The following is a 12,211-nucleotide window of genomic DNA, read 5'->3' as shown; positions in this document are numbered from 1 at the left end:
TCATGAGCGCACCCGCCCTGCCGCCCTCACCCGCTCCGCAACCGCCCAGCGCCACCCAGGTGCGCCTGGCGCCCCTGGCCGGCCTGGTCTTCGCCCTGTTCCTGGCGCTCGGCCTCGGTTCCTGCGCCTGGGCCCTGCTAACCGACCGCCTCTCGCTCTGGCCGGAGCGGCTGGACCGTCACGCCCTGCTCGAAGGCGAACTCACCCACCATATCGCCAAGGAGCTGGCCAAGGCGCCGCTGCCCGAAGCCGCCGCGCGCCTGGAGCGCGGCCTGAGCTGGCTGCTGTTCGGCGATACCGGGCCACGGGTGCGCCAGGGCTGTCCCGGTTGGCTGTTCCTCGCCGAAGAACTGGAAGTCCATCGCCAGGCCGCCGCCAATGCCCGGGCGCGAGCCCAGACCGTGATCGAGCTGCAGCGCGCGCTGGCCGCCCGGCATATCCACCTGCTGGTCGCCATCGTGCCGGACAAGAGCCGCATCGCCGCCGACCAACTCTGCGGCCTGCGGCGCCCGGCCGCCTTCGCCAACCGCATCGGCGACTGGACCCGGCTGCTCAGCGCAGCCGGCGTGCCGGTCGTCGACCTCACCCCAGTTCTTACCCCCCTGGGTAGTGGCGCCTTCCTGCGGACCGATACCCACTGGAACGAAGCCGGTGCCGAGGCCGCCGCCCAGGCCCTGGCCGCCCGTATCCGCAGCCTGCCCTTCCAGGCCACCCCGGCCCGCGAATTCACCCGCACACAGCTGCCGCCAGCACCGCGTCCGGGCGATCTGGTACGCCTGGCCGGTCTGGACTGGCTACCCCCGCGCCTGCAACCCACGCCCGAGCTGCTGAGGCTCACCCAGGTCGACAGCCACGCGGCCGCCGGGGCGAGCGACGACCTGTTCGGCGACGGTGACCTGCCCAACCTCGCGCTGATCGGCACCTCCTTCTCGCGCAACTCCAACTTCCTGCCCTTCCTGGAGCAGGCGCTGGGGGCCAGTGTCGGTCGCTTCGCCAAGGACGGTGGGCATTTCGCCGGTGCCGCGCGCGACTATTTCGCTAGCAAGGCCTTCCGACAAACCCCGCCACAGTTATTGGTCTGGGAAATCCCGGAGCGCGATTTACAATCCCCCAGCCCCGAGGCCGTGCGCCTCGATCCGCGTCCTTGAGGCAACCAAGGCTTTCTCCATGGGTCTGAGGACGCATCCCCGGACCCAGGAAGCCTCTAGATGACGGAACTGCTCGACGGCCTGACCCATTGGATCAACCAGCACCACCAGTGGTTGGGCACGGCCATCTTCATCATTTCCTTTCTCGAATGCCTGGCCCTGGCCGGCCTGGTAGTGCCCGGTACGGTCATCCTGTTCGCCGTGGCCGTCGCCGCCGGCAACGGTGCGCTCGATCTGTTCGACACCCTGCTGCTGGGCTTTCTCGGCGGCATCCTTGGCGATGCGATCTCCTATTTCATCGGCCGGCGCTTCCACCAGGGCATCCGCCGCCTGCCGGGCTTGCGCAGCCATCCGGAATGGATAGGTTCGGCCGAAGGCTTCATTCACCGCTACGGCGTCGCCAGCCTGCTGGTGGGCCGCTTCATCGGCCCGCTGCGCCCGCTGCTGCCGCTGATCGCCGGCATGCTCGACATGCCTCTGGTGAAATTCGTCAGCGTCAGCCTGGTGGCGGCCGCCGGCTGGTCCATCGCCTATCTCGGCCCGGGCTGGGTGACCGGCGCCGCCTTCCGCCTGCCGCTTCCGGAGGGCTTCTGGCAGCAGGCCGGTATCGTCCTGGGTAGCGTCGCGGTACTGGTGGCGGTCATCAGCCATGGCACCTGGCGGGAACGCGCCGGTACCACCCTGCTCAGCGGCGCGCTCTGCCTGGCCGGTCTGCTGGCGCTGCTGTTCGGCTGGCACCACCTGCGCGCCTTCGACGAAGGCCTGATGACCCTGATCCAGGAGCATCGCGAGACCTGGCTCAATGGCGTCGCCGTGGTCATCACCCGCCTGGGCGACTTCCGTACCCAGCTGATCGTCGCGGCGGTGCTGATCCTGGTGCTGGCCGCCTTCCGCCAGTGGCGGCCGCTGCTGTTCGCCCTGGGCACCACCCTGGGTACCGCGCTCGCCAACGGCCAGTTGAAGAATCTGCTGGCCCGGGCGCGGCCGGACGTCCTCGCCGAGCCGCTGACCACCTACAGCCTGCCCAGCGGCCACAGCTCGGCCTCCTTCGCCTTCTTCCTGACCCTGGGCATCCTGGCCGGACGCCGCTATGGGCCGCGCGGTCGCCTCGCCTGGCTGGTGATCGCCGCCCTGCCAGCGGTACTTATCGCCCTCAGCCGCGTCTACCTGGGCGTGCACTGGCCCACCGACATCCTCGCCGGCGCCCTGCTCGCTGGCGGCTTCTGTGGCCTGAGCCTGGCGCTGTTGCAGAAAACCGGCGGCAACCGCCTCGAAGCGATACCGACGCGGACCTGGATGGTGCTGCTGCCGTTGATCCTGTTGGTCTTCGCCTTCGCCGCCGGCTGGGCCTTGCCGGAGGCCATCGAACGTTACGCACCTCGTGCCTGATGGGTGGGTGAACCAAAAAATATTGCCGCGGTCCTGCAGTTCCAGTTCGATTGTGGTCTGAACGCCTGGAATCGCAGAAGTGGATTGGGAGAGGCAATTGATGGCAGCGCAGATTGCCGACTGGAACGAATTGGATTTTCTCGCCGGCGGCGGGGAAATGGGGGCGCGGCTGCGCACCCACGACTGGTCCGACTCGCCCCTGGGCCCGCCCTCCCAATGGCCGCAGTCCCTGAGATCCGCCCTCAGCATCTGCCTGAATTCGAGCTTCCCCACCGCCATCTATTGGGGGCCCGAGCTGTTGCTACTCTACAACGACGCCTGGGCACCGATTCCCGCCGAGCGCCATCCCTGGGCTTTGGGCCGTCCCGGCCATGAGGTCTGGCAGGACATCTGGCCGGTGGTCGGGCCGCAGTTCGCGCAGGTGCTGAGCAGCGGCCAGGGTTTTTCCGTCTTCGACCAGCTACTGCCCATGGTGCGCCAGGGCGTGGTTACCGAGACCTACTGGAACTACAGCTTCACGGCGATCCGCGGTGAAGGCGGCGAGATCGCCGGGATCTTCAACCAGGGCCACGAGACCACCCAGCGGATTCTCGAAGAGCGTCGCCGCGCCGCCGACGCCGCCCGCCAGCGCCGCATGTTCGAGCAGGCGCCAGGCTTCGTCACCATCGTCCGCGGCCCGCAGCACACCTTCGACTTCGTCAACGTCGCCTATCGCCGGCTGTTCGGTGAGCGTTCCTTCGAAGGCCATACCGTCCGCGAGGTCTTTCCCGAACTGGAGGGCCAGGGCTATTTCGAGTGGCTGGACCAGGTCTACCAGAGCGGTCGACGCTTCGTCGCCGAGCACACCCCTTTGCGCCTGGAGGCTGCAGGCGAGCCGGCACGTACCCTCTACCTGGATTTCATCTACGAACCCCTGACCGATGAAGAGGGCCAGGTGATCGGCATCTTCTGCCAAGGTCAGGACGTGACCGAGGCTCATCTGGCCAAGGCGGCCTTGGAAGCCAGTGAAAGACGCTTCCGTACCGCCCTGGAAATCGAAACGGTGGGTGCCCTTTGCTTCGCTGCCGATGGCCGCCTGATCGATGCCAACGACGCCTTTCTGCGCATGAGTGGATACGATCGCCAGGACCTGCAGGAGAACCGCATCGCCTGGTCCGCACCAGACCTGCGGCACGCCGACGACCAGTTGCCACCGGACGAACGCCACTATGTCCGGCGCGATGGCTCCACCGGCTGGGCGCTGGTGGCAGCCAAACGCCTGCCCGACGGCAGCGCCTTCGAATTCATCGTCGACATCAGCGACCGCAAGCAGGCCGAGGCCGAGCTGCGCGAGGAAACCCGGACGCTGGAAGCGCTCAAACGCATCGATACGGAATTGGCGAGCCAACTGGATCTGGCGCATCTGGTGCAAACGGTGACCGATGCCGGCGTCGAACTTACCGACGCGCACGTTGGCGCCTATTTCGAACGAGAGCCGACGGAGCACGAGGGGTGCCTGCACCTATTCACCCTCTCTGGCGCCGGCCGTAACGCCTTCGCCGCCCTCGGCGAGACTGACGCCAGTGCCCTGTTCGCCGCCAACCTGGCTCAGCAGGGCGTGGTGCGTTGCAAGGATCTGGTCGGCACCCCGCACCTCGCTTGGCCGGCAGAGCGATTGCCCGTGCGCAGCTACCTGGCGGTCGCCGTGGTGGCTCGTAGCGGCGTCATGCTTGGCCGGCTGTTCTTCGGCCACCCCGAGCCCGACCATTTCAACGCTCGCCACGAGCGTCTAATGACCGCCCTGGCCGCCCGCGCGGCGCTCGCCATCGAACAGGCACAGCTGTTCCGGGCGGTGCGTACCGCCAACGAAACCCTGGAGCAACGGGTGGCCGAGCGCACCGCCGAACTGACCCAGGCGCAGCAGGCGCTGCATCAGGCGCAGAAAATGGAAGCTATCGGCCAATTGACCGGGGGCATCGCCCACGACTTCAACAACCTGCTGGCCGGCATCATCGGCAGCCTGGAACTGATCGACCGCCGCCTGCAGCAGCAGCGCACCGATCAGCTCGACCGTCTGCTGAGCGGGGCCCAGGCCTACGCCGCCCGCGCCGCCTCCCTGACGCAACGCCTGCTGGCCTTTTCCCGGCGGCAGACCCTGGAGCCCAAGTCCACCGACGTGAACGAGCTGATGCTGGCGATGGAAGAACTGATCCGCCGTAGCGTCGGGCCGGCAATCGACGTCCAGGCACAACCGGCGGCCGATCTCTGGCCCACGGTCATCGATGCGGTACAGCTGGAAAGTGCTCTGCTCAACCTGGCGATCAACGCTCGCGATGCCATGCCCCAAGGCGGGCAGTTGGTGCTGTCTACCACCAATCTGCCGCAGCAGGCCGCCAACTGGCCGGAGGGACTCGTCGAGGGCGACTTCGTGAGGGTTCAGGTAAGAGATACCGGCACGGGTATCGCGCCGGAGATCAGGGAGCGCATCTTCGATCCCTTCTTCACCACCAAGCCGCCGGGCCAGGGGACGGGACTGGGGTTGTCCATGGTCCACGGCTTCGTGCACCAATCCGGTGGCCAGATCCAGGTAGACACCACGCCAGGTATCGGCACCTGTATCTCGCTCTATCTGCCGCGAGCGCCCGAGGACGCTCGCGACGACGCCTGACCGACGTCTCACGGACGCCGGTCAGGCCCTTTCACAGACCAGCGCCGTGGGGCGTGGAGCCGCCTTTCATCTGCGATTGCAGGTAGTTCTGCAGACCGATCTTGTCGATCAGACCCAACTGCTGCTCCAGCCAGTAGGCGTGGTCTTCCTCGGTGTCTTCGAGCTGGGCGACCAGGATCTCGCGGGTGACGAAGTCCTTGTGCTGGTTGCACAGCGCCACGCCCTGGGCCAGGGCTTCGCGCACCTCGTACTCCAGCGCCAGATCGGCGCGCAGCATGTCGGGCACGGTCTGGCCGACGGTGATGGCGTTGGGTCTCATGTCCGGGGTGCCTTCGAGGAAAAGGATGCGGCGCAGCAGGGCATCGGCGTGCTGGGTTTCCTCTTCCATTTCATGGCCGATCCGCTCGTACAGCCGCATCAGCCCCCAATCCTCGTACATCCGCGAGTGGATGAAATACTGGTCGCGCGCCGCCAGTTCACCGCGCAGCAGTTCGTTGAGATAGTTGATGACGTCCGGATGACCTTGCATGAAAAGAGTCCTGTGCTGTTCAGTGCCCAGTTTAGCGCGCTGCGACTGAGGCAGGACCGTTCATCGCCCGACCGCTGGGGCCGTTCGTCTCATCGCAGCGCTAATCGTTCTGCTTCACGATCAGCTTAGCCAGGGCGGTGGTGGCTCCTCCCGCGCACTGGGTTCGTCCTGTTCGCGCCGGGCCGCCTGCCGCCGCTCCTCGTCACGCCGCGCCGCCTCGATCTCGCGCATCACCGCATGGACATCGGCCTGCCCTTCGCGCTCGACGAATTCGCCGGTCAACTTGGTGTTGGCGTACAACTCGCCTTTTTCGAACAGCGCCCACATTTCCGGCGCGTAGCGGGTCTTGCGCAACTCCGGGGCGAAGCGACCGAAGTACAGCGCCATGTTCTCCACATCGCGCGCCAACAGGCGGAAGGCGTGGTTGTTGCCCGCGGCGTCCACCGCCTGGGGCAGATCGATGATCACCGGGCCATCCTCGGCCAGCAGCACGTTGAATTCGGACAGGTCACCATGGACCAGCCCAGCGCAGAGCATGCGCACGATCTGGCCGATCATCAGATCGTGATAGCGCCGCGCCTCCTCGGCGGTGAGCGTCACGTCGTTCAGTCGGGGGGCCGCCTCGCCATTGCCGTCGGTCACCAGGTCCATCAGCAACACGCCATCCAGGAAATCATGGGGCTTGGGGACCCGCACCCCGGCGTCAGCCAACCGATAGAGCGCCGTCACCTCGGCATTCTGCCAGTTGTCCTCGCGCTCGCGTCGACCGAACTTGGAGCCCTTGGCCATGGCGCGATTTTCCCGACTGCCACGGACCTTGCGCCCTTCCTGGTACTCGGCGGCCTGGCGGAAGCTGCGCTTGTCGGCTTCCTTGTAGACCTTGGCACAACGCACCTGACGGCCACAGCGCACCACATAGACCGCCGCCTCCTTGCCACTCATCAGCGGCCGTATCACCTCATCGACCAAGCCGTCCTCGATCAGCGGCTCGATGCGTTTGGGAGTTTTCATCGCCGGTTCCAGCTCCTTCTTATCGGTCGTCACAGTGACTTATGACGCAAGTTTCAAGCCAGACGCCCAGAAAGGGAAGTCGGCATCGCCCTCAGCGTGCGACTCATCGAAGCGGACAAGATTCCTCGGCCATGACCGACTGCGCGCGCAACCGGCGAAGAAAGCGAGAACACGACGCCATTCGGCCTGATAACCGCTGGCTCAGAGTTATTGGGCAGCAGGCGGCAACCAGCGCAGGACCAGCCGCCTCGGCTACCCTACAATGACGCCTCTACCGCCGCTGCGATTCCCCTCATGTCCTCCCTGCTCGCCGACTGGCGCCACCCCGAGCTGCACCGCCGCGTCTGGGCCCTGGCCGCGCCCATGATCCTGTCCAACCTCAGCGTGCCGCTGGTCACCCTGGTCGACAGCGCCATCGCCGGCCATCTGCCGGAAGCCCGTCAGCTCGCCGCCGTGGCCATGGGTGGCGCCTTCTATACCGCCCTGCTCGGCATCCTCGCCTTCCTGCGCATGGGCACCACCGGCTTCGCCGCCCAGGCCAGTGGCCGTGCGGATGGCGCGTCCCTGAGCCAGATCCTCTTGCAGGCCGGTCTACTGGGTCTGGGCCTGTCGCTAGTGCTGTTGCTGGTCGCCAGCCTGACCCTCGATCCCCTGCTCACCTGGCTCGGCCTGGACCCGGCCTTCGCCGAACTGGCCAGCCATTTCCTGCACCTGCGCCTGCTCGGCTTGCCGGCCGCCCTGCTCAGCTACGCCGTGATCGGCTGGCTGCTCGGCACCCAGGATGCACGCACGCCCCTGGTGCTGTTGCTCACCACCAACGCCCTGAATCTAGTACTGGTGACCGGCTTGGTGCTCGGCCTGGGCGCCGGCGTGCAGGGCATCGCCCTGGCCTCGGTACTGGCGGAGTGGGGCGGCGTGCTGCTCGGTCTGTGGCTGGTGATCCGCCGTCTGCGGCAATGGCCGGGTCGGGTGGACCGTACCGCATTGCGACGCCTGGCCAGCTGGCGACCGCTGCTGGCGGTCAATCGCGACATCTTCATCCGCTCGCTGGCCTTGCAAGCGGTCTTCCTGCTGTTCGCCGCCCAGGGCGCCCAGTTGGGCGAAACGACGGTCGCCGCCAATGCCTTGCTACTCAACGGCCTGCTGGTCACCGCCTTCGCCCTGGACGGCCTCGCCCACGCCGTGGAAGCCCTCTCCGGCCATGCCCTGGGCGCACGCCAGGGCATCATCCTGCGCCGGGTGCTGGTGATCGCTGGTGGCTGGTCGCTGCTGGCCAGCCTGGTATTCGCCCTGGCCTTCGCCCTGTTCGGCGATGTCTTCGTCGCCTGGCAGAGCGATATCGTCGCGGTCCGCCAGGAAGCCCATGCCTACCTGCCCTACCTCGCCCTGCTGCCATTGATCGCCATGGCCAGCTACCTTCTGGACGGCCTCTTCATCGGCGCCACCCGTGCCCGGGAGATGCGCAACGCCATGCTCCTGGCCCTGCTGCTGGCCTTGCCGCTCGGCTGGCTACTGCGCGGGCTGGGCAACCACGGGCTATGGCTCGCCTTTCTCACCTTCATGGCCCTGCGCGGCCTGATTTCCGCCGCGCTGGCCTGGCGCCTGGCCGAGCGCGAAGGCTGGCTGAGCGAACGGCCCACCACCTGAGCTGGCGGAACCCTTGGGCAGGCGCTCCCCTCCAAGTCGGGAATCCTCTGCCGAGAGCGCTGCCATGAGTGACAACACCCAAGATCGGGAACCCCAGGACACTCCCGCCGACCAGGACGCGATACCCGAGCACCAGAAGCCGGAGAACCTGGAAAAGCTCAAGGATTACGGCAAAGACCAGATTCCGCCAGGCGTCGCCTGACGCCAAGCCTGAACGCCTCGACAAAAGCCGTCGATTACGATGGCAAAGCGCTGGCGGAGCTTCTAGCATCGTCCGGATAAGTCAGTCTTAGCGCCTTCGTGAAGGGAATCCAGCTCACCATGTCCGTCAGGTCCCGCCTGTCGCCCCGGTCTTTCGCGCTCGCGTCGGCGCTGCTGTCGGTATTCGTGGCGCCGCTCGCCCGGGCGGTCGACGGCTATGCCGGCATCGCCTTCGGCGTCGACCAGAAGACCTTTCTCGACCACAGGCTGTGTACCTTCCAACCGCGCAAGATCGACATTCCCGGAGTGGACTACCTGGGCTGCGACGATCTGGCGTTCGCGGGCGAAAAGGTCGAGGCCGGCGCCTTCTTCATCGATGGCAAGTTTCTGCGTTTTTCCATCGTCACGCCCCTGGCCCAGTCATTCCTGATCGCCGAGGGCCTGACCCAAAAATACGGTAAACCTTCCTCGCAATCGTCCACCGAAGCCTTCGAACGCCTGGCTCATGACGACGATGCCCAAGCCTATCTGGCCTTCGATCACGACACCGTCTTCTACAAGTTCAGCGCCCGGGCGGCGCGCAAGAAACAGGTGCTGCTCATCTACAGTTCTCCCCGCTACGAACAACTCCTCAAGGAGAAGCAACTCCAGCTGCTCAAACAGTCACTTTAAACATTCGGTTACAGCTCGTCGGACAATTGCCGGCTGGGCTGCCAAAGTGTCGCCCCGGTCACATCCACCCCGAAACGAGCCATGAACAATGGCAGATAGCCATGGTCAGAACGCGGGCAAGGAGCCCTTCCTGTAACCGGCTATCAACGGACGTCGTTCCTTCGGGAGTCCTACCATGATCGAACCTGTCGCGATGCACGCCTCGGCGTCGCAGCGCTCACGCTTTCCTTTGCCTCAGCGCTTCGCTCTTACTGCACAGGTTCTCTTTTGAAAAGGATCATTCAATGAACACTCGCAATCTCTGGGTCGACTATGCCAAAGCCATCGGCATCGTGCTGGTCGTCTACGGTCACGTCGTCCGCGGCCTGCTCAACGCCGGCATCCTCCAGGACGCCGAATTCCACGGCCTGGTGGACAGCGTCATCTACACCTTCCACATGCCGTTGTTCTTCTTCCTGTCCGGCCTGTTCTTCTATAGCTCCTTCATCAAGCGCGGCACCGGCGGCCTGCTGGTGAACAAGATCGATACCATCGTCTATCCCTTCCTGGTCTGGTCGCTGCTGCAGGGCTCGGTCGAGGCCATGCTGTCACGCTATACCAACGGTGGCGTGAGCTTCAGCGAGGTCCTGACGGTCTGGGAGCCACGCCAGCAATTCTGGTTCCTCTATGCGCTGTTCCTGGTGTTCTGCCTGGCCATGCTCGCCTACCGCTGGGCCAAGCCGCTGGCCTTCTTCGCCGTATTCGCCTTTGGCGCCCTGGTCTATCTGTTCCAGAATGCCGGCCCGGAAGATTTCTTCTTTACCTTCACCGCGCAGAACTTCGTCTTCTTCGCCTTTGGTGTCTGGTTCAACAACTTCAAGCAGGCCATCGAAGAACAGGCTGGCCGCGTGATGCTGGGCTCGGGCCTGCTGTTCGTGGTCCTCGAGTATTGGTTCCATGGCCTGCTGGGCCTGGTGTACACCGACCGCGGCCTGGCGACCCTGGTGCTGGCACTCAATGGCATCATCTTCGTCACCAGCACCTGCATGGTACTGGCGCAGCGGCCGCTGCAGTGGGTACTGACCCTTGGCGCCCTGTCCATGCCCATCTACGTGATGCACGTGCTGAGCGGCAGTGGCGCCCGCATCATCCTGAGCAAAGGACTGCATATCAACGACGGCCTGCTGCATATCGTCCTGGGTTGCGCCTTCGGCATCCTGGTGCCGGTAGCGGTTGCCAAGCTGCTGGAAGCCCGCCACATCAACGGCCTGTTCGAGGCGCCGGCGTGGATTTCCGCACGGCGGTGGCTTCGGCCCAAAGCTGAAACCCCCCGTCCGGCCATCTGAGTGACACTCCGGCCAGGCTGTTTTGACATCCTGGCCGCAGCGCTTCGAAGCCCGAACGAGCCCCATGAAAAAGCCCGCTACCAGTCGCCTGGTAGCGGGCTTTTCAATTGGCTGAAGCCTGAGGCATCACGCCTGGGTAGGCATTACTGGCTGGCCAGCACCTGGCCGTTCTTCACTTCCAGTTGCTTGCCCGGGTCGTGGTCCATGCGAACCTGACCGAGCTTGCCATCCAGCAGGTACTTGACGTCATAGCCCACCACCTTGTCGCTGCTGTCGGTAACCGTGCTGCAGCGGGTCTGGGTAGTGGTATAGGTATCGCGGTCTTGCAGGTATTCCTGACCCTTGTTGCCGGCGTAACCACCGCCAACGGCGCCGGCGATGGTTGCCAGCGTCTTGCCGCTGCCGTTGCCGACCTGGTTGCCCAGCAGACCACCGATGACCGCGCCTACGGCGGTACCGGCGATCTGGTGCTGGTCCTGAACCGGACGGCGGTGCGTCACCGCTACGTCCTTACAGACCTCGCGCGGGGTCTTGATGGTTTCCTTGACCGGCTGAACGGCCACGACCTCGGCGTACTGAGGCCCGCGGTCGACGAAACTGTAAGCTACAGCGCCACCTGCGGTGGCCACCACAACACCCAGAACCGTTCCTACGAGCATCGACTTGTTCACTACAACCTCCTGACTACCTGTCATAGCGGGCACAGGCCCTTTGCCATGCCTAGGACATCAGGGGCGATCGTCGAGTTCCTTGGCCGGCGGCGGAATCAGATCTTCGCTCTTCAGATCCAGCCAGATCAGCACCACGTTGGCGATATAGATCGACGAGTAGGTACCGGCCAGCACGCCGATGAACAGGGCCAGGGAGAAACCGAACAGGTTGTCGCCCCCGAAGATCAGCAGCGCCAACACGGCGAGCAAGGTCGAGATCGAGGTCGCCAGGGTCCGCAACAGGGTCTGGGTGGTCGACACGTTGATGTTCTCGATCAGGCTGGCCTTGCGCAGGACCCGGAAGTTCTCCCGCACCCGGTCGAACACCACGATGGTGTCGTTGAGCGAGTAACCGATGATGGCCAGTACCGCCGCCAGCACCGTCAAGTCGAAGGTGACCTGGAAGAACGACAGCAGGCCCAGGGTCACCACCACGTCGTGGATCAACGAAACGATGGCGCCCACGGCGAATTTCCACTGGAAGCGGAAGGTCACGTAGAGCATCACGCTGCCGAGGGCCAGCAGCATGCCCAGCCCGCCCTGATCGCGCAGCTCCTCGCCCACTTGCGGACCGACGAACTCGGTCCGGGTCAGGCTGAAGCGGTCAGTGCTCGCCTTCTGCAGCGCGGTAGTCACCTTCTGACCAAGTTGCGGGTCATCGCCAGGCATCCGCACCAGCACGTCGGTGGTGGCGCCGAAGCTCTGCACCACCGCTTCCTCGAAGCCGGCACCATGCAATTCCTGACGGATCTTGCTCAGGTCGGCCGGCTGCTCGTAGCGCAGCTCGATCAGGGTACCGCCGGTGAAATCCAGGCCGAAGTTGAGTCCCTTGTAGAACCAGCTGAACAGCGCCAGGAGGGTCAACAGGACGGTGATGGCGAACGCGATATTGCGTACGCCCATGAAGTTGATGGTCTTTTTCATCGCCGCGT

11 protein-coding genes are annotated in these 12,211 nt (G+C 65.2%); 7 read left to right on the top strand and 4 right to left on the bottom strand.

From position 1 onward, the window contains the following. The first annotated feature begins 2 nt into the window (after positions 1–2). The 3 genes from FAZ11_RS17230 to FAZ11_RS17220 all read left to right on the top strand — a co-directional run bounded on the left by FAZ11_RS17230 (position 3) and on the right by FAZ11_RS17220 (position 5,184). Positions 3–1,148, top strand: coding sequence for an alginate O-acetyltransferase AlgX-related protein (locus FAZ11_RS17230; RefSeq protein ID WP_058762160.1), 1,146 nt, complete (start codon positions 3–5; stop codon positions 1,146–1,148). Between the two features lie 60 nt (positions 1,149–1,208). Next, a complete protein-coding gene (locus FAZ11_RS17225; RefSeq protein ID WP_137279384.1) occupies positions 1,209–2,537 on the top strand; it encodes a bifunctional DedA family/phosphatase PAP2 family protein in 1,329 nt (442 codons plus the stop codon). 100 nt (positions 2,538–2,637) lie between these two features. Continuing rightward, a complete protein-coding gene (locus FAZ11_RS17220; protein ID WP_137279385.1) occupies positions 2,638–5,184 on the top strand; it encodes a PAS domain-containing sensor histidine kinase in 2,547 nt (848 codons plus the stop codon). Positions 5,185–5,215: 31 nt separating this feature from the next. Here FAZ11_RS17220 and bfr read toward each other — a convergent pair whose 3' ends face one another. Both bfr and FAZ11_RS17210 read right to left on the bottom strand, forming a co-directional pair. Further along, positions 5,216–5,713, bottom strand: a complete 498-nt coding sequence (gene bfr / locus FAZ11_RS17215; RefSeq protein ID WP_058762157.1) for a bacterioferritin — start codon at positions 5,711–5,713, stop codon at positions 5,216–5,218. A gap of 120 nt (positions 5,714–5,833) precedes the next feature. Then, complete coding sequence (locus FAZ11_RS17210) at positions 5,834–6,724, bottom strand: PA4780 family RIO1-like protein kinase (RefSeq protein ID WP_058762156.1); 891 nt, start codon at positions 6,722–6,724, stop codon at positions 5,834–5,836. A 294-nt stretch (positions 6,725–7,018) separates the two neighbouring features. Between FAZ11_RS17210 and FAZ11_RS17205 the strand changes: the two genes are divergently transcribed. The 4 genes from FAZ11_RS17205 (at position 7,019) to FAZ11_RS17195 (ending at position 10,569) form a co-directional block, all read left to right on the top strand. Next, positions 7,019–8,371, top strand: coding sequence for an MATE family efflux transporter (locus tag FAZ11_RS17205; RefSeq protein WP_058762155.1), 1,353 nt, complete (start codon positions 7,019–7,021; stop codon positions 8,369–8,371). A gap of 64 nt (positions 8,372–8,435) precedes the next feature. Next, positions 8,436–8,573, top strand: a complete 138-nt coding sequence (locus FAZ11_RS24800; RefSeq protein ID WP_167371462.1) for a hypothetical protein — start codon at positions 8,436–8,438, stop codon at positions 8,571–8,573. A 119-nt stretch (positions 8,574–8,692) separates the two neighbouring features. Next, positions 8,693–9,244 (top strand): hypothetical protein, encoded by a 552-nt coding sequence (locus FAZ11_RS17200; protein ID WP_058762154.1) that lies wholly within the window; start codon positions 8,693–8,695, stop codon positions 9,242–9,244. Positions 9,245–9,528: 284 nt separating this feature from the next. Continuing rightward, positions 9,529–10,569, top strand: a complete 1,041-nt coding sequence (locus FAZ11_RS17195; RefSeq protein WP_058774265.1) for an acyltransferase family protein — start codon at positions 9,529–9,531, stop codon at positions 10,567–10,569. Positions 10,570–10,712: 143 nt separating this feature from the next. On the opposite strand, the gene FAZ11_RS17190 is transcribed toward FAZ11_RS17195, so the two are convergent. Both FAZ11_RS17190 and secF read right to left on the bottom strand, forming a co-directional pair. After that, positions 10,713–11,240, bottom strand: a complete 528-nt coding sequence (locus tag FAZ11_RS17190) for a glycine zipper 2TM domain-containing protein (RefSeq protein WP_058762152.1) — start codon at positions 11,238–11,240, stop codon at positions 10,713–10,715. A gap of 57 nt (positions 11,241–11,297) precedes the next feature. Beyond that, positions 11,298–12,203, bottom strand: coding sequence for a protein translocase subunit SecF (gene secF / locus FAZ11_RS17185; protein ID WP_058762151.1), 906 nt, complete (start codon positions 12,201–12,203; stop codon positions 11,298–11,300). Positions 12,204–12,211: the final 8 nt, after the last annotated feature.

This window comes from Pseudomonas rhizoryzae (genome assembly GCF_005250615.1).
In the GTDB taxonomy this organism is placed as follows: domain Bacteria; phylum Pseudomonadota; class Gammaproteobacteria; order Pseudomonadales; family Pseudomonadaceae; genus Chryseomonas; species Chryseomonas rhizoryzae.
This window is presented reverse-complemented; position numbering and strand designations above follow the sequence as displayed.

What these genes read in the sequence shown, in the direction of transcription:
- FAZ11_RS17230 (WP_058762160.1), top strand. Translation starts at nt 3, where the DNA reads ATGAGCGCACCCGCCCTGCCGCCCTCACCCGCTCCGCAACCGCCCAGC.
- FAZ11_RS17225 (WP_137279384.1), top strand. Translation starts at nt 1,209, where the DNA reads ATGACGGAACTGCTCGACGGCCTGACCCATTGGATCAACCAGCACCAC.
- FAZ11_RS17220 (WP_137279385.1), top strand. Translation starts at nt 2,638, where the DNA reads ATGGCAGCGCAGATTGCCGACTGGAACGAATTGGATTTTCTCGCCGGC.
- bfr (WP_058762157.1), bottom strand. Translation starts at nt 5,713, where the DNA reads ATGCAAGGTCATCCGGACGTCATCAACTATCTCAACGAACTGCTGCGC.
- FAZ11_RS17210 (WP_058762156.1), bottom strand. Translation starts at nt 6,724, where the DNA reads ATGAAAACTCCCAAACGCATCGAGCCGCTGATCGAGGACGGCTTGGTC.
- FAZ11_RS17205 (WP_058762155.1), top strand. Translation starts at nt 7,019, where the DNA reads ATGTCCTCCCTGCTCGCCGACTGGCGCCACCCCGAGCTGCACCGCCGC.
- FAZ11_RS24800 (WP_167371462.1), top strand. Translation starts at nt 8,436, where the DNA reads ATGAGTGACAACACCCAAGATCGGGAACCCCAGGACACTCCCGCCGAC.
- FAZ11_RS17200 (WP_058762154.1), top strand. Translation starts at nt 8,693, where the DNA reads ATGTCCGTCAGGTCCCGCCTGTCGCCCCGGTCTTTCGCGCTCGCGTCG.
- FAZ11_RS17195 (WP_058774265.1), top strand. Translation starts at nt 9,529, where the DNA reads ATGAACACTCGCAATCTCTGGGTCGACTATGCCAAAGCCATCGGCATC.
- secF (WP_058762151.1), bottom strand. Translation starts at nt 12,203, where the DNA reads ATGAAAAAGACCATCAACTTCATGGGCGTACGCAATATCGCGTTCGCC.